The organism is Leifsonia xyli (assembly GCA_001647635.1).
In the GTDB taxonomy this organism is placed as follows: Bacteria; Actinomycetota; Actinomycetes; order Actinomycetales; family Microbacteriaceae; genus Leifsonia; species Leifsonia xyli_A.
Map to the genome: position 1 here is coordinate 787,484 of CP014761.1, position 23,074 is coordinate 810,557.

The 23,074-nt window shown below is 69.4% G+C and carries 18 protein-coding genes and 2 pseudogenes; 8 read left to right on the forward strand and 12 right to left on the reverse strand.

Annotation, left to right across the window (positions count from 1 at the left end):
* Positions 1–12: 12 nt before the first annotated feature.
* The gene (locus A0130_03950; protein ID ANF30943.1) at positions 13–1,230 is read right to left on the reverse strand and encodes a hypothetical protein; all 1,218 of its coding nucleotides are present in this window, start codon (positions 1,228–1,230) and stop codon (positions 13–15) included.
* Positions 1,231–1,331: 101 nt separating this feature from the next.
* Here A0130_03950 and A0130_03955 point away from each other — a divergent pair, with 101 nt between their 5' ends.
* The 4 genes from A0130_03955 (at position 1,332) to A0130_03970 (ending at position 6,558) form a co-directional block, all read left to right on the forward strand.
* Positions 1,332–1,943 carry a hypothetical protein gene (locus tag A0130_03955; protein ANF30944.1) on the forward strand — a complete coding sequence of 204 codons (612 nt, stop codon included), beginning with the start codon at positions 1,332–1,334 and terminating at the stop codon, positions 1,941–1,943.
* A complete protein-coding gene (locus A0130_03960) occupies positions 1,936–3,132 on the forward strand; it encodes a ribonuclease D (protein ID ANF30945.1) in 1,197 nt (398 codons plus the stop codon). The genes A0130_03955 and A0130_03960 overlap by 8 nt, the downstream gene beginning before the upstream one ends.
* A gap of 73 nt (positions 3,133–3,205) precedes the next feature.
* Positions 3,206–4,414, forward strand: a complete 1,209-nt coding sequence (locus A0130_03965) for an acetyl-CoA acetyltransferase (protein ANF30946.1) — start codon at positions 3,206–3,208, stop codon at positions 4,412–4,414.
* A gap of 5 nt (positions 4,415–4,419) precedes the next feature.
* Entirely contained in the window at positions 4,420–6,558 is a 2,139-nt protein-coding gene (locus tag A0130_03970; protein ANF30947.1) for a 3-hydroxyacyl-CoA dehydrogenase, read from the forward strand.
* A gap of 74 nt (positions 6,559–6,632) precedes the next feature.
* Here A0130_03970 and A0130_03975 read toward each other — a convergent pair whose 3' ends face one another.
* Genes A0130_03975 through A0130_03990 form a run of 4 tightly spaced genes read right to left on the reverse strand, consistent with a single transcriptional unit; the run spans position 6,633 to position 10,272 of the window.
* The gene (locus A0130_03975; protein ID ANF30948.1) at positions 6,633–7,613 is read right to left on the reverse strand and encodes an aldo/keto reductase; all 981 of its coding nucleotides are present in this window, start codon (positions 7,611–7,613) and stop codon (positions 6,633–6,635) included.
* Positions 7,610–8,011, reverse strand: coding sequence for a MerR family transcriptional regulator (locus A0130_03980; GenBank protein ID ANF30949.1), 402 nt, complete (start codon positions 8,009–8,011; stop codon positions 7,610–7,612). Before A0130_03980 ends, A0130_03975 begins: the two co-directional genes overlap by 4 nt.
* A 48-nt stretch (positions 8,012–8,059) precedes the next feature.
* Positions 8,060–8,311: a hypothetical protein gene (locus tag A0130_03985; GenBank protein ID ANF30950.1), complete on the reverse strand. Its 252-nt coding sequence runs from the start codon at positions 8,309–8,311 to the stop codon at positions 8,060–8,062.
* 8 nt (positions 8,312–8,319) lie between these two features.
* Positions 8,320–10,272 (reverse strand): 1-deoxy-D-xylulose-5-phosphate synthase, encoded by a 1,953-nt coding sequence (locus A0130_03990; protein ID ANF30951.1) that lies wholly within the window; start codon positions 10,270–10,272, stop codon positions 8,320–8,322.
* A 176-nt stretch (positions 10,273–10,448) separates the two neighbouring features.
* Between A0130_03990 and A0130_03995 the strand changes: the two genes are divergently transcribed.
* A complete protein-coding gene (locus A0130_03995; GenBank protein ANF30952.1) occupies positions 10,449–11,135 on the forward strand; it encodes a hypothetical protein in 687 nt (228 codons plus the stop codon).
* A gap of 48 nt (positions 11,136–11,183) precedes the next feature.
* On the opposite strand, the gene acnA is transcribed toward A0130_03995, so the two are convergent.
* The 5 genes and pseudogenes from acnA to A0130_04020 all read right to left on the reverse strand — a co-directional run bounded on the left by acnA (position 11,184) and on the right by A0130_04020 (position 18,459).
* A complete protein-coding gene (gene acnA, locus A0130_04000; GenBank protein ID ANF30953.1) occupies positions 11,184–13,997 on the reverse strand; it encodes an aconitate hydratase in 2,814 nt (937 codons plus the stop codon).
* A 140-nt stretch (positions 13,998–14,137) separates the two neighbouring features.
* Positions 14,138–16,515 (reverse strand): annotated as a pseudogene (locus tag A0130_04005) (ATPase).
* Between the two features lie 25 nt (positions 16,516–16,540).
* Positions 16,541–17,323, reverse strand: coding sequence for a hypothetical protein (locus A0130_04010; protein ANF33284.1), 783 nt, complete (start codon positions 17,321–17,323; stop codon positions 16,541–16,543).
* Positions 17,324–17,332: 9 nt separating this feature from the next.
* A complete protein-coding gene (locus A0130_04015) occupies positions 17,333–18,004 on the reverse strand; it encodes a hypothetical protein (GenBank protein ANF30954.1) in 672 nt (223 codons plus the stop codon).
* Entirely contained in the window at positions 18,001–18,459 is a 459-nt protein-coding gene (locus A0130_04020; protein ANF30955.1) for a deoxyuridine 5'-triphosphate nucleotidohydrolase, read from the reverse strand. Before A0130_04020 ends, A0130_04015 begins: the two co-directional genes overlap by 4 nt.
* A 40-nt stretch (positions 18,460–18,499) precedes the next feature.
* Here A0130_04020 and A0130_04025 point away from each other — a divergent pair, with 40 nt between their 5' ends.
* On the forward strand, positions 18,500–18,946 hold the full coding sequence (locus A0130_04025) for a hypothetical protein (protein ANF30956.1): 447 nt from the start codon (positions 18,500–18,502) through the stop codon (positions 18,944–18,946).
* Position 18,947: 1 nt separating this feature from the next.
* On the opposite strand, the pseudogene A0130_04030 reads toward A0130_04025, so the two are convergent.
* Positions 18,948–19,240 (reverse strand): annotated as a pseudogene (locus tag A0130_04030) (dUTPase).
* Positions 19,241–19,444: 204 nt separating this feature from the next.
* On the opposite strand from A0130_04030, the gene A0130_04035 reads away from it, so the two are divergent.
* The gene (locus tag A0130_04035; GenBank protein ANF30957.1) at positions 19,445–20,587 is read left to right on the forward strand and encodes a DNA-binding protein; all 1,143 of its coding nucleotides are present in this window, start codon (positions 19,445–19,447) and stop codon (positions 20,585–20,587) included.
* A 95-nt stretch (positions 20,588–20,682) separates the two neighbouring features.
* Positions 20,683–21,948: a hypothetical protein gene (locus A0130_04040; GenBank protein ID ANF30958.1), complete on the forward strand. Its 1,266-nt coding sequence runs from the start codon at positions 20,683–20,685 to the stop codon at positions 21,946–21,948.
* Here the strand turns inward: A0130_04040 and A0130_04045 are convergent.
* The gene (locus A0130_04045; protein ANF30959.1) at positions 21,896–23,020 is read right to left on the reverse strand and encodes a hypothetical protein; all 1,125 of its coding nucleotides are present in this window, start codon (positions 23,018–23,020) and stop codon (positions 21,896–21,898) included. The two genes, A0130_04040 and A0130_04045, sit on opposite strands and share 53 nt — an antisense overlap.
* Positions 23,021–23,074: the final 54 nt, after the last annotated feature.

Below are 23,074 nucleotides of genomic sequence, written 5' to 3' on the forward strand. Positions count from 1 at the left end.
GCGTCCGGTACGTCAGGCGGCCGGATCTCCGACGGTCTCCGCCGTCGCCGGCACGTGCACCCTCAGCCACTCGGCGATCGCCCCCGACCACTTCGCCTCGTCGTAGTTCCACAGCTTGGTGTGCAGCGCGGTGTCGAACGGCACCAGCGTGACGATGTCGCTGCGGGCCGCGGCGAGCGCGCGGGAGCCGGTGGAGGGGACGAAGCCGTCGTCGTCGCTGTGCAGGATGAGCATGGGGAGGCTGAGCTCGGAGGCGCGGGCGACGAAGTCCATGCTGCGCAGGTCGATCGGGGCGCCCTGGCCGGTGATGGGGCCGCTCCACTCGGCCTCGATGAGACGCAGGGCCGCACGGGTCATCACGTCCGGGATGCGCAGCATGTTGCCTTGGTACTCGAGGGTGTCGATCCAGTCGATGACGGGCGACTCCAGGACGATGCCCGTCACATGCTGCAGCGCCGTCGAGCGGGTGATGGTCTGCAGCACGACCGCTCCGCCCATCGACCAGCCCATGAGCACGATCGAGCGGGCGCCGTGCTCGACGGCGTAGAGGATCGCCGCCTCGATGTCGCGCCACTCCGTCCCGCCGAGGCCGTACCGGCGGTCGATGCTCTCGGGGGCGTCGCCGTCGTTGCGGTAGGAGGCCAGCAGACTCGTGAAGCCGGCGTCGTGGAAGGTGCGAACCGCACGCAGCCCCTCCTGACGGGAGGCGCCCCAGCCGTGCACCTGGATCACCCAGCGGCCGTCCTCGGCCGACGACGGTGCCGGGAAGATCCACGCCGGAGCCTCGCCGAGGTCGGTGGCGATCTCGACGCTCGTCACCTCGAGCCCCAGCTCTTCCGGCTGGAGGTAGTAGTAGCCGCTGATCCGGGCCCGCCCGGCGCGCAGCGTCCCGAACTCGACGCGTTCGATCTCGCGGACGACCGCGCCGTCCTGCCGTTCGATCAGGCCGCCGAGCTTCGCGTACGCCGTCTCGTTGCCCCACCACAGCCCCAACCGGCCGGGCATGGCGGCATCCGGGGTGTCCCGCAGCGTGACGGTTCCCGCGGTCTCGTCGAAGGCGCGGACGATCTGGTTCTGCGGCCGCCGGCGCACGGGGGTGATCACGGTGCGCGCCACGCGGGCGGTCGCCCAGGCGGCGGTCGCCGCGGCGCCGAGGACCAGTCCCCCGGCGACGATCGCCGCCGTGCCGAGCACCTTGCCGAACACCGATCCCGAGCCGCTTCCCGCCATAGTGTGCACTGTACCGGCGACGGCCCCAGCGCGTCCTCAGGACTTCTCCAGGCGGCGTGCCTTACTACCCGGACACGGCAAAGGCTTCTAGTGTTCGAAGCGTGCCGACACCGACATCCCCACCGCAGCATCCGGCGGAGTTCGCCACGGCGCTGCAGTCCATCCGCGCCGCAGTGTCGCGACCGGAGCTCGTCATCGAGGAGATCCCCGCGCCCGCACAGCTGGCGCCGTACTCGGTCGCGCTCGCGGCCGACGTCCGGCCCGCCCGGCACGGGAGCGACTCCGACCTCGGCACCGGCCGCTTCATCCTGCTGTACGACCCCGACGAGCCGGAGGCGTGGGGCGGCCCGTTCCGCATCGTCTGCTTCGCGCAGGCCCCGCTGGAGACCGACATCGGGCTCGACCCGTTCCTCGCCGACGTCGCCTGGTCGTGGCTGGTGGATGCGCTGGACGCCCGCCACGCCCGCTACACCGCCGCCAGCGGCACGGCCACCAAGATCATCTCCACCGGGTTCGGCGAGCTCGCCGCCCAGGGCGACGGATCGCAGATCGAGCTGCGCGCGTCCTGGAGCCCGCTGGAGTCGGACGTCTCGGCGCACGTCGAGGGATGGGGCGAGCTGCTGTGCATGCTCGCCGGCCTCCCGCCGACCGGCGAAGGGGTCAGCCTGCTGACCACGCGGGCGGCCTCGCCGAGAAGGACACCGCGTGGCTGAGCACACCGTCATCGACACGCGGGACGGCTACCAGCGGGCCGTCGAGCGGATCGTCGCGGGCGAGGGCCCGATCGCGGTCGACGCCGAACGGGCCAGCGGCTTCCGGTACTCGCAGCGGGCGTACCTCATCCAGGTCTTCCGGCGCGGATCGGGCACGTTCCTGTTCGACCCGCCGGCGATCGGACGTTTCGACGAGCTGAACGACGCCATCCACGATGACGAGTGGGTGCTTCACGCCGCCACGCAGGACCTCACCTGCCTGCGCGAGGTGGGCCTCGACCCGTCGATCGTGTTCGACACCGAGCTGGCCGCGCGTCTGCTCGGGATGCCGCGCGTCGGGCTCGGGACGGTCGTCGAGGAGCTGCTCGGCATCCACCTCGCCAAGGAGCACAGCGCGGCCGACTGGTCGACGCGTCCCCTGCCCGAGCCGTGGCTGAACTACGCGGCGCTGGATGTGGAGCTCCTGCCCGACCTGCGCGACGCGATCGCCGCGCTGCTGGACGAGGCCGGGAAGATGGACATCGCCCGGCAGGAGTTCGCCGACGAGCTGGTCCGCGAGCTGACGCCGGTGCGCGCCGAGCCCTGGCGGCGGCTGTCGGGCATCCACTCCATCCGGGGCCTGCGGAACCTCGCCGTCGCCCGCGAGCTCTGGCTGAGCCGGGATGCGCTGGCCCGCGAGCTCGACACCGCGCCCGGTCGACTGGTGCCCGACGCGTCGCTGACCGCCGCCGCCAAGGCGATGCCGGAGAGCAAGCGCGCGCTGGCGTCGTTGCGCGAGTTCACGGGCCGCGCCAGCCGCAGCGAGCTCGACCGCTGGTGGGCCGCCATCGAGGCGGGACGCACGACCGACGACCTGCCGGTGCTGCGCGGGAACGGCGACAGCCTCCCGCCGCCGCGCGCGTGGTCCGATCGCAACCCGGAGGCGGACGCCCGGCTGAAGGCCGCCCGCGCCGCGCTGACGGCCGTGTCGGAGGAGCGCGCCATCCCGCTGGAGAACCTGCTCACTCCCGAGACGCTGCGGCGCGTCGCCTGGGCTCCCCCGGCCGAGATCACACCCGAGACGGTCGGCGACGCCCTCGCCGCGCACGGCGCACGACCCTGGCAGGTTGCCGCAACCGCACAGGTGATCGCCCAGGCTTTTGTAGATGGCCCCCAAAACACCGACGAGGGGCCCGAGCCCGTTTCGTAGGAAGGATCAAACGATTCTTTTCGTGCACAGACGTGTACCTAGGATCGTTCCCGACCTTGATTTGGGAGGCACTGTGGCCGATAGGAACGAAGTCGTGTTCGTCGACGGAGTCCGTACTCCGTTCGGGCGAGCCGGCGAAAAAGGGCAGTACTGGAACACTCGCGCGGACGATCTCGTCGTGAAGGCGATGATCGGCCTGATGGAGCGGAACCCCGAGGTGCCCAAGGACCGGATCGACGATGTGGCGATCGCCGCCACCACCCAGCAGGGCGACCAGGGCCTGACCCTCGGACGCACAGCCGCGCTCCTCGCCGGCCTGCCGAAGTCGGTGCCCGGCTTCGCGATCGACCGGATGTGCGCGGGCGCCATGACCAGCGTGACCACGCTCGGCTCCGGCATCGCGTTCGGCGCCTACGACCTCGTCATCGCGGGCGGCGTGGAGCACATGGGCCGCCACCCGATGGGCTTCGGCGCCGACCCCAACCCGCGCTTCCTCAGCGAGAAGATGGTCGCCGAGGACGCTCTCAACATGGGCATGACAGCGGAGCGCATCCACGACCGCTTCCCGGCGCTGACGAAGGAGCGCTCCGACCGCTTCGCGATGCGCAGTCAGCACAAGCTCGCCGCCGCGTACGAGGCGGGCAAGATCCAGCCGGACCTCGTGCCGGTCGCGATCCGCTCCGAGGCGGGCTGGGGACTCGCCACGCAGGACGAGGGCATGCGTCCGGAGACGAACATGGAGGGCCTCGCGACTCTCAAGACCCCGTTCCGTCCGCACGGACGCGTCACCGCGGGCAACTCGTCGCCGCTGACCGACGGCGCCACCGCGTCCCTCCTCGCGTCCCACGACGCGGTGAAGGAGCTCGGCCTCACGCCGAAGATGCGGATGGTGAGCTTCGCGTTCGCCGGCGTGGAGCCGGAGATCATGGGCATCGGCCCGGTCCCGTCAACGGAGAAGGCGCTGCGCAAGGCGGGTCTGACCATCGACGACATCGGCCTGTTCGAGCTGAACGAGGCGTTCGCCATCCAGGTGCTGTCGTTCCTCGACCACTTCGGCATCGCCGACGACGACCCCCGCGTCAACCAGTGGGGCGGCGCGATCGCCATCGGCCACCCGCTCGCCGCGAGCGGCGTGCGCCTGATGATCCAGCTGGCCGCGCAGTTCGCCGAGCACCCCGAGGTGCGCTACGGCATCACGGCGATGTGCGTCGGCCTCGGCCAGGGCGGCACCGTCATCTGGGAGAACCCCAACTACGACAAGCGCGCTGCGCGGAAGGGCTGAGAAGCGTGACGGACTACAGCAAGATCGACTTCAGCCCGCTCGAGGCCGTCGCCGACGACGAGGTCGTCACCCACGCCTTCGTGAAGGATGTGCCGCTCCCCAGCGGCAAGCGCCTCGCGCTGGTGACCCTCGACAACGGCCGCGACCACACCCGCCCCAACACCCTGGGCCCCGCCACGCTGATGGAGCTCGGCCGGGTCTTCGACGAGCTGACGGAGCGGGCGAAGCGCGGCGAGATCGACGCGGTCGCCGTCACCGGCAAGCCGTTCATCCTCGCTGCCGGCGCCGACCTCAGCCGCGTGGGAGACATCCCGAGCGTGGAGGTGGCGAAGCTGCTCCCCCAGCTGGGCCACTACGTCCTCGGCAAGCAGGCGCACTTCGGCGTCCCGTCGTTCGTGTTCACGAACGGACTCGCGCTCGGCGGCGGCGTGGAGATCGGCCTCAACGCCGACTACCGCACCATCGACCGCAACACGGCCGCGTTCGCGCTGCCCGAGGTGTTCCTCGGCCTCATCCCGGGCTGGGGCGGCGCGACCATCCTGCCGAACCTCATCGGCATCGAGAACGCGCTCAAGGTCGTCGTCGAGAACCCGCTCAAGCAGAACCGGATGCTCAAGGCGCAGGAGGCGTTCGACCTCGGGATCGCCGACGCGATCTTCGACTCGGCGAACTTCCTCGAGGACTCGCTGCTGTGGGCCGACAAGGTCCTGACCGGCGCGGTCGTCGTGAAGCGCCCGAACGAGCCGGGCAAGCTCGAGCGGATGGTCAAGTGGGACGCCGCCATCGGCATCGCCCGCAAGATGCTCGAGTCGCGCATCGGCACGGTGCCGAAGTCCCCGTACAAGGCGCTCGATCTGCTCAAGGCCGCGAAGTCGAACGACCGCGAGGCCGGCTTCGCGCTCGAGGACGACGCGCTGGCCGAGCTCATCTCGGGCGACCAGTTCCAGGCGAGCATCTACGCGTTCAACCTGGTGCAGAAGCGGGCGAAGCGCCCGGCAGGAGCCCCCGACAAGAAGCTCGCGAAGAAGGTCACCAAGATCGGCGTCATCGGCGCCGGCTACATGGCCAGCCAGTTCGCGCTGCTGTTCGTGCGGCGGCTGCGGGTGCCGGTAGTCATCACCGACCTCGACCAGGCGCATGTCGACAAGGGCGTGGCCTATATCCACGACGAGATCGGCAAGCTGCAGGAGAAGGGCCGCATCTCCCCCGATGAGGGCAACCGCCTGCGCGCGCTCGTCACGGGCACCGCGGACAAGGCGGACTTCGCGGACTGCGACTGGGTCATCGAGGCCGTCTTCGAGGAGCTCTCCGTCAAGCAGAACGTGTTCGCCGAGGTGGAGCCGTTCCTCTCCGACGAGGCGGTCATCGCGACCAACACGTCCTCGCTGTCGGTGGAGCAGATCGGCGCGAAGCTGAAGCACCCGGAGCGACTGGTCGGCTTCCACTTCTTCACCCCGGTGGCGGTCATGCCGCTCATCGAGGTCGTGAAGACCCCGCACACCGACGAGGCCACCCTGTCCACCGCGATGGTGACGGCGGCTGCGCTGAAGAAGAACGCGGTCATCACCGCCGACACCCCGGGCTTCGTCGTCAACCGCGTGCTGGCCAAGATCCTCGGGGATGCGATGCACGCCGTCGACGACGGCACGCCGTTCGAGGTCGTCGACGAGGCCATCGCCCCGCTGGGCCTGCCGATGGCGCCGTCCGCCCTGCTCGACCTCGTCGGGCTCAAGGTCGGCGCGCACGTGCTCGACACCCACCACGCGGCGTTCCCGGACCGGTTCTACCGCTCCGAGAACCTCCACAAGCTGGCCGAGTACGGCACGCTGCTGGAGAAGGACGCCAAGGGCAAGGTGAAGGGCCTCGACAAGGGCGCCGCGAAGATCGTCTCGGGCGGAAAGAACCCGTGGACGAAGGAGCAGATCCTGCGCACCCTGGAGGACGGGCTGGCCGACGAGATCCACCGCATGCTGGTCGATGACCACGTCGTCGAGGCACCGGAGGACATCGATCTCTGCATGATCCTCGGCGCGGGCTTCCCGTTCCAGATGGGCGGCATCACGCCGTACCTCGACCGCGTGGGAGCGTCGGAGCGCGTGTTCGGCGACACCTTCCACCACCCGCCGATCAAGGGCGTCGCGTAAGCACTCTCTCGTTGACGCAACACGCCGTCCACCCCTCGGGGCGGACGGCGTGTTGCGTCAAGCAGAGGGGCGGGTCAGCGGTTGACCGTCGACATGTCGGGGTAGCGGTCGCCGACCGGGGCGGCGACGGCGTCCAGGCGGGTGAGCTGGTTCGCGGTGAGGGTCAGGTCGGTCGCGGCGACGTTCTGCTCCAGGTTCTTCACCTTCGTAGTGCCGGGGATGGGCGCGATGTCGTCGCCCTTCGACAGCAGCCACGCGAGCGCCACCTGGCCGGGTGCCGCACCGACCTCGCGGGCCACCTCGTCCACCTGCTCGACGATGCGGATGTTCGCCTCCAGGTTGTCGCCCTCGAACCGCGGGTTGAAGCGGCGGAAGTCGTCGTCGGACAGGTCGTCGAGCGAGCGGATGGTGCCGGTCAGGAACCCGCGGCCCAGCGGCGAGTAGGGCACGAAGCCGATGCCCAGCTCGCGCACGGTCGGCAGGACCTCGGCCTCGGGGTCGCGGGTCCACAGCGAGTACTCGGTCTGGATGGCCGTGACCGGGTGCACCGCATTCGCACGGCGGATCGTGGCGGCGGCCGCCTCGGAGAGCCCGTAGTGCAGGATCTTGCCCTCGTCGATCAGCTCCTTCAGCGCCCCGACCGTGTCCTCGATCGGGGTCTTCGGGTCCATCCGGTGCTGGTAGTAGAGGTCGATGCGGTCGGTGTTCAGCCGGCGCAGCGAGCCCTCGACGGCGAGGCGCAGGTTCTCGGGCGACCCGTCCAGCCCCCGCTCGTCGTTCTGGCGGTGAAGGATGTTTCCGAACTTCGTCGCGATGACGACGCGGTCCCGTCGCCCGTCGGCGAACGCCTTCGCGAGCAGCTCCTCGTTCGTGTACGGACCGTAGATCTCGGCGGTGTCGAAGAACGTGACGCCCAGCTCCATCGCCCGGTGGATGGTGCGGATCGAGCCGGCTTCGTCCTGGCCCGCTCCCGTGTAGAACGCGGACATTCCCATGCAGCCGAGGCCCAGCTGCGAGACCTCCAGCTTCTCGGTTCCCAGTGCGATCGTCTTCATGCGTCGTTCCCTTCCGTGACCTGCTCGACGGTGCGCCGGTACAGGTCGATCTTGTAGTCGATGGCCGCCAGGCTCGCCGTCATCTCCTCCAGCTGCCGCACCACCGCCATACGGTGCAGGAGCAGCAGCTCCAGCCGCTCCGCCTCCGTCCCGTCGCCCTGACGGGCCAGCACGACGTACTGGCGCATCGTGGCGATCGGCATGGCGGTCGAGCGCAGCTTGGTGAGGAAGCCGACCCACGACACATCCGCCTCGGTGTAGCGCCGATGGGTGGAGGACGCGCGCTCGACCGGCGAGAGCATGAGCCCCTCGCGTTCGTAGTAGCGCAGTGTGTGGGTGGTGAGTCCGGTCCGCTCGGCGACGTCGGAGATCGACATCGCCGTCCGTGTGTCGGTCATACCGTCACGTTACGACTTAGAGTGCACTCCAAGTCAACCGGTCAGAGATCAGTCAGCCGCCCTGTCGGCCACCACGGCCCTGAGCATCCCTGCGGGCGCATCGTCGATGTCGTAGGTGTCCAAGCGTTCGATCCTTGCAAAATCCTCAGGAGACATCCACGCTGGGCGCGCGTCCACCACCGTGAGCTCGGGATAGCGAATGGATATATCCGCCTCCGAACGCGCCCACAGGAGCCCCCAGAGACCCCCCATGCCGTAGTCGTACACCACCAGGTAGCGTCGCTTGTCCGCAGGGGTCACGTCGGCGCTCAGGCGCCGGGCTTCTTGGCCGCCGGCGTCTCGTCGGCGGCGGTGTCGTCGGGCAGCGGGCGAGCGATCGGGACTCGGCTGCCGAGCACCTGTGCGACGAGGTCGCGGGCGATCTTCTGCGGGGTGAGCCCAGCATCCTCGAGGATCTGGTCGCGCGACGCGTGCTCGATGAACGCGTCGGGCAGGCCCAGCTCGTCCACCGCGGTGTCGATGCCGGCCTCGCGGAGGTCCTGGCGGACGCGCGTGCCGATGCCGCCGACGCGGATGCCGTCCTCGATCGTCACGACGATGCGGTGCTCGGCTGCGAGCGACAGGATGCTCTTCGGCACCGGGACGACCCAGCGCGGGTCGACGACGGTCGCACCGATCCCCTGCGCCGCGAGCCGCTCCGCGACCTTGAGGCCGAGGTCGGCCATCGGCCCGACGGTGACCAGCAGGACGTCCTTGCGGTCGCCTTCGAGGAGCACGTCCACCCCGTCGTCGAGGCGGCGCACCGCTGCGATGTCGGGCTGGACCGGTCCCTTCGGAAAGCGCAGCACGGTCGGTGCGTCCTCGACGGCCACCGCCTCGGCGAGCTCCTCGCGGAAGCGCGTGCCGTCGCGCGGCGCCGCCAGCCGGATGTTCGGCACGACCTGCAGGATCGCGAGGTCCCAGATCCCGTGGTGGCTCGGTCCGTCCGGGCCCGTCACACCGGCGCGGTCGAGGACGAAGGTCACGCCCGCCTTGTGCAGTGCGACATCCATGAGCACCTGGTCGAACGCGCGGTTCATGAAGGTGGCGTAGATGGCCACGACAGGATGCAGCCCGCCGAACGCGAGGCCGGCGGCGCTGGTCGCCGCGTGCTGTTCGGCGATGCCGACGTCGTGGACGCGGTCCGGGAACCGTTCGGCGAACTTGTGCAGGCCCGTCGGGCGGAGCATCGCGGCGGTGATGCCGACGATCTTCGGGTTCTTCTCGGCGAGGCGCACGATCTCGTCGGCGAAGACGCCGGTCCAGTCCGGCGTGCTGGCCGCGCTGGTCGGCTCTCCGGTCTCCGGGTCGATCTTGCCGACGGAGTGGAACTGGTCGGCCGCGTCGCGCAGAGCGGGCTCGTAGCCGCGTCCCTTCTGGGTGATCGCGTGGACGATGACCGGGGCGCCGTAATTCTTCGCCTGGCGGAGCGCCTCCTCCATCGCCTCGATGTCGTGGCCGTGGATGGGGCCGATGTACTTGATGTCGAGGTTCGAGTACAGCGCTTCGTTGTTCGAGAAGCGGCTGAGGAACCCGTGGAGGCCGCCGCGGACCCCCCGGTAGAAGGAGCGGCCCGGCGTGCCGAGCTTGTCGAAGGCGGCCTGCGAGGTGAGGTAGAGGCTACGGTAGGTCTTCCGGGTGCGGACCGTGTTGAGGAACCGAGCCATGCCGCCGATCGTCGGCGCGTACGAGCGGCCGTTGTCGTTGACCACGATGATCAGCTTGCGGTTGTTGTCGTCGGAGATGTTGTTGAGCGCTTCCCACGTCATGCCGCCGGTCAGCGCGCCGTCGCCGACGACGGCGACCACGTGACGGTCCTTCTGCCCGGTCAGCTCGAAGGCGCGCGAGATGCCGTCCGCCCAGGACAGAGACGAGGAGGCGTGAGAGCTCTCCACGATGTCGTGCTCGGACTCCGAGCGCTGCGGGTAGCCCGCCATCCCGCCGCGCTGCCGCAGCTGCGAGAAGTCCTGGCGGCCGGTCAGCAGCTTGTGCACGTAGGACTGGTGGCCGGTGTCGAAGACGATGGCGTCCCGCGGGGAGTCGAAGACGCGGTGGATCGCGATGGTCGTCTCGACCACGCCCAGGTTGGGGCCGAGGTGTCCACCGGTCTTCGCCACGTTGGCGACGAGGAACGCCCGCACCTCGGCGGCGAGCTGGACCAGCTCACCGTCGGTCAGGCGGTCGAGGTCGCGTGGACCGTGGATGGTCTCGAGGATACCCATGCGTTCGAGTCTAGGCTCGCGCGAGTGGGGAGAGGCTCGGAACGTGCGGTGACCGGTGGAAGTCCGCATTCTGCACCCGTTAAACACAGCGGCCCGGGCGGACCCGGGCCCCTGAGAGCGTAAACGTCGTTGGTGGTGCTCGACGCTTTCATCCGCAAGGTTACTACTCTCATCGGATGACCGTCGACATCCTGACCTATTTGAGCAGAGCCCGTATGTCGACGTACGTCTCGCACTGTGAGGGCGACGAGAATCGAGCGCTCGGGCTCTACCGGGCCAACGCGCGCGTCAGCAGCGCAGCCCACACGGCTGTTCACTACTTCGAGATCCTCTACCGGAATGCCCTGGATCAAGAACTGAGGTCCTGGAATGAAGCGAGGCAGGGCACCCAGGAGTGGACCTTGTATCCAGCGCCCCTCCTGATCTCGGTGCTCACGGCGGGTCGCCTAGCGGCCGCCCGGCGCGACGCTACTCACGCCGTGAGAGGACGACGGCCGATCACTCACGACGACGTGGTCGCGCAGCTGTCGCTCGGCACGTGGCGCTACATACTGCCGTCGCTCCATCATCAGGGCAAGCAGAAACTGTGGGACGAGTCTCTTGAGCACGCCTTCGCTCACCGACACGGTGTCCGTGCTGATCAGATCGTGACTTCCGTCTCGATCATTTACGACCTCCGGAACCGAGTCGCACACCACGAGCCCGTGTTCGGCCTGGATCTGCGGGGCAAACGACGAGCAATGCGTGATGTGCTGAATTGCGTTCACCCCACCGCGCGCCGCTGGTTCGTGGAGCACGAGCCGCTGTCGGCGGCGCTCGACGCGTTTTACGCCGAGTGGCCCGAGTTCGCACGCACGAATTGAGCCCCCGGCGCCATCAGGCACCGGGGGCTCAGGTCGCGCGCTCTCCGCTCAGACCAGGCTGCGCAGCACGTACTGCAGGATGCCGCCGTTGCGGTAGTAATCCGCCTCACCTGGGGTGTCGATGCGGACGACCGCGTCGAACTCGACGGTCTGCTTGCCGGCGGGCGAGTGCTCGCTCGGCTCGGCGACGACGTGGACCGTCTTCGGCGTGGTGCCCTCGTTCAGCTGCTCCAAGCCCGTGATCGAGAAGACCTCGGTGCCGTCGAGGCCCAGCGAGTCGGCGGTCTCGCCGGCCGGGAACTGCAGCGGCACGACGCCCATGCCGATCAGGTTCGAGCGGTGGATGCGCTCGAAGCTCTCGGTGATGACCGCGCGGACGCCGAGGAGGCTGGTGCCCTTCGCCGCCCAGTCGCGCGACGAACCGGAGCCGTACTCCTTGCCGCCGAGGATGACGAGCGGGGTGCCCTGCGCCTGGTAGTTCTGCGACGCGTCGTAGATGAACGACTGCGGCGCGTCCGGCTTCGTGAAGTCGCGGGTGTAGCCGCCCTCGACGCCGTCCAGAAGCTGGTTCTTCAGGCGGATGTTCGCGAACGTGCCGCGGATCATCACCTCGTGGTTGCCTCGGCGCGAGCCGTACGAGTTGAAGTCCTTGCGGTCGATGCCGTGCTCGGTGAGATACTGGCCGGCCGGGCTGTCCGCCTTGATGGAGCCGGCAGGCGAGATGTGGTCCGTGGTGACGGAGTCGCCGAGCTTCGCCAGCACCCGGGCATCGACGATGTCGGTGACCGGCGTCGTGTCGAGCGTCATGCCCTCGAAGTACGGGGGCTTGCGCACGTAGGTCGACTTCTCGTCCCACTCGAAGACCGAACCGGTCGGAGTCGGCAGCGACTTCCAGCGCTCGTCGCCCTCGAAGACCGACGCGTACTGGTGGACGAACATGCCCTCGTTGATGGACGAGTCGATCGTGTCCTGCACCTCGGCCGCGTCGGGCCAGATGTCCTTGAGGAAGACGTCGTTGCCCTCGGAGTCCTGACCCAGCGGGTCGACCTCGAAGTCGAAGTTCATCGAACCGGCGAGCGCGTACGCGATGACCAGCGGCGGGCTCGCGAGGTAGTTCATCTTGACATCGGGGTTGATGCGGCCCTCGAAGTTGCGGTTGCCCGAGAGCACTGCAGTGACGGCCAGATCGTTCTGGTTGACCGCCTCGGAGATCTCGTCGAGCAGCGGGCCCGAGTTGCCGATGCAGGTGGTGCAGCCGTAGCCGACCGTGTAGAAGCCCAGCGCCTCGAGGTCCTGGGTGAGTCCGGCCTTCTCGTAGTAGTCGGTGACGACCTTCGAGCCCGGCGCGAGCGTGGTCTTGACCCACGGCTTCGCCTTGAGGCCCTTCTTCGCCGCGTTGCGGGCGAGGAGGCCGGCGGCGAGCATCACCGACGGGTTGGAGGTGTTCGTGCACGATGTGATCGCGGCGATCGCGACGGCGCCGTGGTCGAGGACGAAGTCCTCGCCGTTCTCCTTGATCGTCACCGGGGTGGGGTTGGAGGCCACCTTCGGGGCGTGGCTGTGGTGGGTGTGCGCGTGGAGGCTGCGCGCGTCCTCCGGCTGCAGCTCACCGGGGTCGGAGGCCGGGAAGGACTCGGAGATGGTCAGGTCGACGAGGTCGTGCGAGACGTCGGCGTAGTCGACGAGGTCCTTCTCGAACTGGTCCTTTGCGTGAGTCAGCTCGATGCGGTCCTGCGGGCGCTTCGGGCCGGCGATGGACGGGACGACCGTCGACAGATCGAGCTCGAGGTATTCGCTGTAGACCGGCTCGACCGACGGGTCGTGCCACAGGCTCTGCGCCTTGGAGTACTCCTCGACCAGCTGGACCTGCTCTTCGCTGCGGCCGGTGAGGCGCAGGTAGTCGAGAGTCACGTCGTCGATCGGGAACATCGCGGCGGTGGAGCCGAACTCCGGGCTCATGTTGCCGATGGTGGCGCGGTTGGCGAGCGGAACCTCGGCGACGCCGGCGCCGTAGAACTCGACGAACTTGCCGACCACGCCGTGCTTGCGCAGCATCTGCGTGATGGTGAGCACGACGTCCGTCGCGGTCACGCCGGTCGGGATGGCGCCGGTCAGCTTGAAGCCGACCACCTTGGGGATGAGCATCGAGACCGGCTGGCCCAGCATGGCCGCCTCGGCCTCGATGCCGCCGACGCCCCAGCCGAGGACGCCGAGGCCGTTGACCATCGTGGTGTGCGAGTCGGTGCCGACACAGGTGTCGGGATAGGCCAGCAGCTCGCCGCCCACCTCGCGGGTCATCGTGACGCGGGCGAGGTACTCGATGTTGACCTGGTGCACGATGCCGGTGCCCGGCGGGACGACCTTGAAGTCGTCGAACGCGGTCTGGCCCCAGCGGAGGAACTGGTACCGCTCGCCGTTGCGCTCGTACTCGAGATCGGTGTTCCGCTCCAGCGCGTTCTCGGTACCGAACAGGTCGGCGATGACCGAGTGGTCGATGACCATCTCGGCCGGCGCGAGCGGGTTGATCTTCTTCGGGTCGCCGCCGAGGGCGGAGACCGCCTCGCGCATGGTGGCGAGGTCGACGATGCACGGGACGCCGGTGAAGTCCTGCATGATGACGCGGGCCGGCGTGTACTGGATCTCGGTGTCCGGCTCGGCCGCCGGATCCCAGCCGCCCAGAGCGCGGATGTGGTCAGCGGTGATGTTCGCGCCGTCCTCCGTGCGGAGCAGGTTCTCGAGGAGCACCTTGAGGCTGAAGGGCAGCCGCTGGTATCCCTCGACGGTGTCGATCTTGAAGATCGTGTAGTCACGCGATCCGACCGTCAAGGTCTCTTTCGCACCGAAGCTGTTCACAGCAGACACAATGCCCTCTCCTTCATCGGCAGGCGATGTTCACGCACGCCTCGTCCATCTTCGTCGTCCGTCGAAGCGCCTTTCCAGCAAGGTAAGCCTAAATCCCACCCGCGCGAAAGTATCTTGACGTCGAGATAAAACTACCACGATCAGAGCCGATCGAAGACCAGCGATCGCCGCTTGGCGAACCGGTAGAACAGCTCGATCCCGGCCGCGCCGACGGCGCCGACCGCGATGCCCCACGCGAGCGCGCCGTCGAGCTGCAGGTGCATCTCGAAGAAGGTGGCGGTGAAGGGGATGACGCACACCAGCGTGAAGGCGGCGGCGACCGCGGCCAGCAGCAGCCATCGGATGCCGGTGAGCGGCCTGGTGAGCACGCACAGCATCCACAGCGACACGCAGAAGAGCGCGACCGTGGTGACGCTGCGGGCCTCGTGGAGCGGGATGCTCCGGTACAGCGGGCGTAGGCGACGATGGCCGTGATGCCGGCGATGAGGCCGGTGGGGATCGAGTACCGGAGCACGCGGCCGAGCACCCCGGGCGTGTAGATGCGCTTGTTCGGCGCGAGCGCGAGGAAGAAGGACGGGATGCCGATCGCCAGCGAGGACACCAGCGTCAGCTGGCGCGGGAGGAATGGGAACGGCCACAGGATCGCAGCGCTCACGAGGGCGAGCAGGATGCCGTACGTCGTCTTCGCCAGGAAGATGTTGCTGACCCGCTCGACGTTGGCGATGACCCGTCGGCCGGACGCGAGCACGTCGGGCAGCCGGTCGAAGCGGTCGTCGAGCAGCACCACGCGGGATGCGGCTTTCGTCGCAGCTGTGCCCGTGCCCATCGCGATGCCGAGGTCGGCGTCCTTCACCGCCATCGCGTCGTTGACGCCGTCGCCCGTCATCGCGACCGTGCGCCCGCGCTCCTGCATCAGCCGCACTGCGGCCCGTTTCTGGTCGGGGCTCACGCGGCCGAGCACGCTCGCGCGCTCGAGCGCGTCGGCCAGCTCGTCGTCGGTCGTGAGCGTGGAGGCGTCGATCGCGTCGCCCTCGAGCTGCAGCTCGCGGGCGATGGCCGCGACGGTCACGGGATTGTCGCCGGACATCACGACGACGCGCACCGACTGCTCGCGGAAGTACCCGAGCGCCGCCTGCGCTTCGGGCCGAAGCGTCTCGGCGAGCAGTACCAGCAGCACCGGCTCCACCCGCGTGCCCGTCAGCGGCATGTGCACCTCCGCGGGCAGCGGGTCGATCGCCCGCGCCAGGGCAAGTGTGCGTAGCCCTGTCGCGGCGAGCGCGGTAGCACGTGCCAGCGCTTCGGGGTGACCGTCGAGCACACGTTCCGGCGCCCCGAGCACCCATGAGCTCTCGGAGCCGCCGTCGATCGTCATCGTGAGCGCGCTGTACTTGGTGGCCGAGCTGAACGGGATGCGCCGCCCGACCGCGATCCGGTCGCTGCGGAACCGCGAGCCGAGGATTCCCGACGTCGCGTTGCCCGCTTCGTCCGACCCGAAGGCCGCGAGCGCGAGCTCGCCGTCGGCGACCGCCTGCTCCCCCGCCTGCGCCTCGGTGTCGTGGAGCGACAACTCGCCGGTCGTCAGCGTGCCGGTCTTGTCGAGGAACAGCACGTCGACGCGCGCCAGCACCTCCACCGCCGCCAGTTCTTGCACCAGCACCTTGTGCCCAGCGAGCTGGATGGCGGCCACGCCGAAGGCCAGGCTCGTCAGCAGCACCAGCCCCTCCGGGATGAGTCCGACGACGGCGGCGACGGCGTCGAGCAGCGCCCGTCGCCACCGGTCGTCGACAAAGACCTCGGAGAACCCGCCGTAGGCGAAGACGCGCCCCAGCAGGGTGATGAGGATGATCGGCCCCAGGATCCACGACAGGTAGACCAGGATGCGATTGGTCGCGTCGCGGAGCTCGGACCGCACCTGACTGTGCTTGCGGATCTCGCTCGTGAGCTTGCTCGCATAGGAGTCGGCGCCCACCGCCGAGACGGTCGCCAGTCCCGTCCCGGACGCGACGTGCGACCCCGAGAGCAGAGGCGCCCCCGCGTCTTTGAACATCGGATCGGACTCGCCGGTCAGCATCGACTCGTCGAGCGACAGACCGGTGCTCTCGACCACGACGGCGTCCGCCGGCACCTGATCGCCCGGACGGAGGACGAGCAGGTCGTCGAGCACCACCTGGTCGAGCGCGACCGTCAACACCGCGCCGTCGCGGCGCACGCGGCTGTGCGGCGCGGCGAGGAGCGCCGCACGATCGAGCACGCGCTTCGCGCGGTACTCCTGCACGATGCCGATGAGGGCGTTGACGACGACGATGCCGAAGAAGAACCCGTCGCGCAGGTCGCCCAGCAGCACCACGACGACGAAGCAGGCGGTGAGGATGCCGTTGAACAGCGTGAAGACGTTCTCGCGCAGGATGTCGCCGACCGACCGCGAGCTGGGCTGCTCCTGCGTATTGACGCGCCCGTCGGCGACGCGCTCCTCCACCTGGGCGGAGGTCAGCCCGTCACGTGTTCCCGCGTCCAGCATCCCTCCCCCTTACCGTCCGGTGGTCCTACTTGGTAGACGAGGTGGGACGGGCGTTCGTGACGGGCTTCTGAGGGAATTGCACCTTCACGACGAACCACGTCACGAGGAGGAGCGGAGCGTAGAGCGGGACGCCCATGAGCAGCTTGGTGAGCGCGAGCGCGCTGGTCGCCTCGTCGGTGTGCGCCAGATACAGCGGCACCTGCACCACGAGGCGGGCCGCGAACAGCAGGAACCACAGGAAGGTCAGCGCCTGCATGACCCGGAACTTCCGCTTGTCCTTGCGCCACGCGATGCCGTCGCCCATCAGGTAGCCGGCCGCGAGACCGATGATCGGCCAGCGCACGAGCATAGAGATCAGGATGCCCGCGGCGTACGCGGCGTTCGTCCAGATCCCGAGGAGGAAGTTGTCCTCGCCGCGCCCCGTGATGAGCGCGAGGATCGCGGAGATGCCGACGCCGATGAGGCCCGCTAGCGCCTGCGTCACCGGCGTCTTGCCGATGATGCGGACGACCGTGAAGACGATCGCCACCGCCACCGAGCATCCGATCGACAGCGGCACGTTCTGAGTGAACGTGAAGAGCACGAGGAAGACCAGGCCGGGGAGGATGGTCTCGCAGAGCCCGCGGATGCCGCCGAGCGCGCCCAGGAGCGCCGCGCCGGTCGACGAGTCGTCCTCGGCGAGCTGGCCGAGACCGGAACGGCGCGCGGCGGCGGCGATGCTCTCGCCGAGACCGGGCGCGGGAGTCTGCGTCTCGGCGCTGTCGTCCGGCTGAGGGATCGGGCGCTCGGGGCGCTCCTCGTGGGTCATGTCCACGCCTTAAAGAGAGGAGTAGTCGTTCTCGCTGCCGGTCGTCGGCGCGGCCGGCATCCGGAGCGGAATGAGGTCGCGGGGCGGCATGGGCACCGACCCGCGCACCACGACGATGCTGCGGAAGAGGTCTTCGACCAGCGCCGCGGCCTCCGGCTGCACCGCCGCATCGCCCGCGATGACGCCGCGCAGGAACCAGCGCGGCCCGTCGACGCCGATGAAGCGCGCGACGCGCGTCTCCACCGCGCCGCCCGCGGCCGCCGCAACGGGGATCTCGGCCACGAGCTCCGGACCGAAGGCGCCCTCGCGCTCGGTGACCCGGCCGCCCTGGCGCTGGATCTGGTCGGTGATCTGCTCGCGGATCTCGTGCCACAGCCCGGTCGATCGGGGAGCGGCGAACGGCTGCACCTGGAGCGTGGAGCCGGCGTAGTCGAGCCCGACCGCGACGACGCGCTGCGTCTCCTCCTCGACCTCGAGGCGCAGGTGCAGGCCCTCGCGCGGCAGGATCTTCACGCCGCCGAGGTCGACATAGGGACGGACCGGGTTGGCCTCGCTCTCGTCGAGCGGCCCCTCGGTCTCGCGGTCCTCCGGGGCCGACTTCTCGAACTCCACGGCGTCGCCCTGCTGCTCGAGCTCGGCGTCGCCGCCGGCCCCGCGAGGGGTGTCGCTGATGTCGCTCACGCGTGTTCTCCTGCCTCGGTGACGGTGTACCCGGACGAGCCGAAGCCCGCGCTGCCGCGGTGGCTGTCCGGGAGGGTGTCGACGGGGACGAACCGGGCGCGCGTGACCGGCATGACGATCAGCTGGGCGATCCGGTCGCCGACGGCGATATCGTACGGCATCGACCTGTCGGTATTGAGGAGGGTGACCTTGATCTCGCCGCGGTAGCCCGCGTCCACGGTGCCCGGCGCGTTCACGATGGTGATCCCGTGGCGCATGGCCAGGCCGCTGCGCGGGACGACGAACGCCGCGTATCCGTCGGGCAGGGCGATGGAGACCCCGGTCGGCATGGTGAACCGCTCCCCCGGCCCGAGCGCGACGGCCTCCGCGGCGCTGAGGTCGGCGCCGGCATCCCCGGGGTGCGCATAGGCGGGCGGGAAGGCGGCCACGATCGGGACATCGACGGTATCGGTCACGTGTCAGAGGGTAGTGCAGAAGTCTGGTCGAATAGAGGACATGGACCTGTACCGAGAGCGGCTCTGGGCGACGCCCTGGCTGTTCATCTCCACCCTGCTCGTGATCCCCGCGATCATGCTCGTCTTCGCGCCGATCAATTTCGCGGTCGGGGTCGTGCTGGCGATCGTCGTGTACGTCGCCTGGGCGATCTTCCTGGTCGCGACGGCGCCGACCATCCGCGTGACGGAGGACGAGTTGATCGCCGGCAGCGCGCGCATCCCGCTGACCCTCGTCGGCGAGCCGGTCGCCTTCCACGGGGAGGACGCGTCGCTGGAGCGCGGACGTCGGCTGGACGCGCGGGCCTGGCTGCTCATCCGCGGCTGGATCAAGCCTGTGGTGAAGGTGCCGGTGCTGGACGCGGACGACCCGGCGCCCTACTGGCTCCTCTCAACAAGAAACCCGGACCAGCTGGTCCGGGTTCTCGGTGAGGCTCGACGCGTGTCGTGAGTTATGCCGCGCACTCCACGCAGATCGGCCCGAGCTTCGTCTCGTGGTCGATCTGCGAGCGGTGCTTCACCAGGAAGCAGTTCACGCAGGTGAACTCGTCCGCCTGGGGAGGCAGCACGACGACGTCGAGGTCGAGGTCAGAGAGGTCGGCACCGGGGAGCTCGTATCCGCCGGGTTGTCGGCGTCCTCGACGTCGACGACGCCCGACATCTTGTCCGGGACACGCTCCTTGAGGGCCTCGATCGACTCGGAGTCGTCCTCGGTCTTCCGCGGTGCGTCGTAATCGGTTGCCATGCCCATCCACTTCTCGTCGTAACGGCCGATTCTCGCAATCGGCGGCCATAGTTTGCATCAATCGCCACTGAATAGCAAAACCATTCAGGAGCCTTTCAGCGATTGCTGGATGTGCAACTTCCGGCACGCCCGCGGTATTCCCCGGAATGCCTTCTCTCCCGTGTCATTCTGGGGCGGTACAGACGAGCTCGGAAGGCACTCCACATGCAGGATCTGAAGGTCATCGGGGTCGAGAACGGCGCACTGGTCGCCGTCGGCGACGACGGTGAGCGTTTCCGCATCGCCGTCGACGAGGCGCTGCAGTCGAAAGTGCGGCAGGTGCGCCAGGAGGCGCCCGCCGACGCCCCCAAACTCTCTCCGCGCGAGGTCCAGGCGCACATCCGCTCCGGCATGTCAGCCGAGGACGTCGCGGCCGTGACGGGAGCGCCGCTGGAGTACGTCCAGCGTTTCGAGGGACCGATCATCGCGGAGCGCGAGCACATCGTCGCGAGCGCCCTCAGCGTCCCCGTGCACACCACCGACGCCGTCGACCCGCTCGGCGAGGGCGAGACCTTCGGGTCCGTCATCCGCGATCGGCTGGCCTCCCTCGGCGTCGCCGGCGAGCGCTGGGCGAGCTGGAAGGACAGCGAGACCGGCTGGATCGTGAAGCTCGAGTTCACCGCCGACACGATCGACCACGACGCGCGCTGGTCGTACGACGCCCGCAAGCACGCGCTGGCTCCGCTCAACTCCGAGGCGACCACGCTGTCCCAGGCGGGCGAGCTGCGCGGCGGGGCGCTCATCCCCCGCCTGCGTGCGGTGCTGCCGCACGAGGGCGAGCCGGACACGTCCCGCTTCGACAGCGGCGCTTTCACCTTCCCGGCGCCGTCGGTCGATCTACTCGGTCCCGAGATCACCCAGCCCATCGAGCCGCTGCCGCAGGGCCGCATCCCGGGGGCCAACAACTCCATTCCCGTGTCGGCCATGAAGCGCGCCGACGAGGGCGCCCCGCGCGACCTGCACCAGACGGCCGACCTGCTGGAGGCGCTGCGCCGCCGCCGGGGCGAGCGCGAGGCCGCCACCTACGACGACCGCGGGTCGGCGCCCGAGGCTCCGGTCCACGCCGAGTCGCCGGTCGCGTCTCCGCAGGAGCCGACGCCGTCGGTGTCGCCGTTCCGTGTCGTGGATCGTCCGCCTGTCGCCGAGCAGCCCCCGCTGCCTCTGGATGTGCCCGCGCCACCGGCCACCCCGGCGCCGTCGAACAACGACTCCGGCCCGCAGCCGTCGACCCGCAAGAAGGGCCGGGCTGCCATGCCGAGCTGGGACGAGATCGTCTTCGGCGCGCGCACGGACGACGACCTGGCGTGACCGCTTCCGCTTAAAAGAGGTCTCGATTCCGGACCGTTCGTCGACGACACGGTGTCGATTCCAGGTTCTGCACGAACGTCCCGTATCCTGTGGGAATGCTTGCAACCGACCCTGCACGCACGATCAGTGCCGGCCTGCGCGGCCATGACAATGCGCTCGGGCTGATCCGGCTCGTCCTCGCCCTCGCCGTGCTGGTGTCGCACACCTTCCCGCTCGGCGGTTTCGGCCACGATCCGGGCACGGGGATCACCAAGGGTCAGGCCAACCTGGGCAGCCTCGCGGTCGCCGGGTTCTTCGCCATCAGCGGCTACCTCATCACCAAGAGCGGGATGTCCGCCGACGTCGTGCAGTTCCTCTGGCGACGCGTGCTCCGCATCTTCCCCGCGTTCCTGCTCGCGCTCCTGCTCGCCGCCTTCGTCCTCGGCCCGATCATCTGGTCGCTCGACGGCCACTCGCTCGCCGCGTACTTTGCCCGAGGCGCGACCAGCCCCTGGCATTACCTGCTCTCTAACTGGAACCTGCACGTCGGCACGTGGGGCATCCTGGACATCTTCCAGCACTCCACCCCGTACGGTCAGGCCACTCACTCCAGCGTCATCAACGGGTCGATGTGGACGCTCGGCTACGAGTGGGACTGCTACATGATGATCGCGATCCTGCTGCTCGCGGGCGTGCTCACCAAGGCGCGACCGGTCGTCGTGATCGTGGCCGGCGTCATCTTCGCCGCGCAGATCGTCGACCTGGTCAGCCCGGGCACCATGGGCTCGGTCTTCCCGCCCCTCGGCAGCGTGCAGTTCTCCTACCTGTCGTACCCGTTCATCGTCGGCGCCGTCTTCGCGGTCTACTCGCGGTCCATCCCGCTCAACGCGCGCTTCGGCGTCGCCGCCGGCGTCGTCATGGTCTGGACGCTGCTCAACGGCGGATACGCGGTCGTCGGCGTGCCCGCGGGCGTCTACTTCATCCTGTGGCTCGGCTCGGCGATCCCGGGCCGTCTGCGCACCATCGGCCAGAAGAACGACATCTCGTACGGCGTCTACCTCTACGCCTTCCCGGTGCAGATGACCCTCGCCTACTTCGGTCTCAACAAGCTGGGCGTCGTCCCGATGATCCTCGGCGCGGCCATCATCGTGCTCGCGATCTCGTGGCTCAGCTGGCGGTTCATCGAGAGCCCCGCGATGTCGCTGAAGAACTGGGGACCCGGACGCGGCGTCGCCTACTGGGTGCAGAAGGTGCGCCGCCGGCCGGCCACGACCCCGGAGGCGCGGCCTGCGAACCACGTGCACGCCCCGCACCCCGTGACGGCGGAGCTCAGCCTGCCGCCCCGAACCGCAGCAGCGGCACCCGCGTCTCCTCCGGCGTGATCGAGCCGTGCTGGCCGATCATGTTCCGGCCGGTGCGCTGCGGGTCGCGCCCGTCGTAATAGGCCACGCGCTTGCGGGCGGCGACCAGGACGTCCCCGATGCGGGGAGCGACCTCGTCGTCCACGACGGAGCCGAACCAGCCCGCGTCGATCGCCTCGGCGCGCGTCGCCACCCACGAGCGGTCGCCCTCGGCGTCCCGCCAGCGCTCCGCGACCACGGGCGCGGACGTGCCGGGCACGGTGTAGAGGTGCAGCAACCGCGGCTCCCCCGCCACGTCGGCCACGCCGTCGAGCAGCTCGGGCGCGGTGTCGTAGAGGATGTGGCCGCTCTCGGGAACGTCGACGACGCCGTGGTCGGCGGTCAGCAGGGCCCCGCGCCCGGGGCCGAGACGCCGCGCGAAGGCGGCGACCAGCGCATCCAGCGTCTCGAGTGCCGCCGTCCAGTCCGGGGACTCCCAGCCGCGAGCGTGCGCAAGCGAGTCGAGCTCGGCGACGTAGAGGTAGGTGAGGCCGGGGCCGGCCTCTGCCACGATCGACGCGGCCACGTCGAAGCGCTCGCTCAGTGACTGCACCCCGAGGAACTCGGCGCCGCGGAGGACCGCGGCCGTGAATCCGGACCCCGCGAACTTCGGCAGACCGATCGCCCTCGCGCGCACGCCCTGCTCGGTCGCGCGCTCGAAGACGGTGCGGGACCGCTGCCAGGTGGCGGGGTCCATCCGGTCGTCCCAGCCGGAGAGCTGGTTGGTGAGACGTCCGGCGGCGTCGCGCACCCGGTAGCCGACGAGTCCGTGCTCGCCCGGCGTGGTCCCGGTGGTCAGGGTCGCCAGGGCCGCGGCGGTCGTCGTCGGGAAGCCGGCGTCGATCGTGGTCGTCTTGCCCAGCATCGGCGCGAGCGTCCGGGCGTGGCCGGAGCGCGCCCGCAGGGCGGCGGCGCCCAGTCCGTCGACGACGATCACGACCACGTGCTCGAGCCGCGGCAGCCCGAGGTCGTTCGCCCGGCCCTCGAGCGCGGCCAGCGAACTCGGCAGAACCGTGGCGAGGCTCGCTCGGGTGGTGAACGCGGCCGGTAGCATGAGTGGCATCCGGCCCAGTCTGGCACAGGCCACGCCAGGCCGGACGAGCCGCCC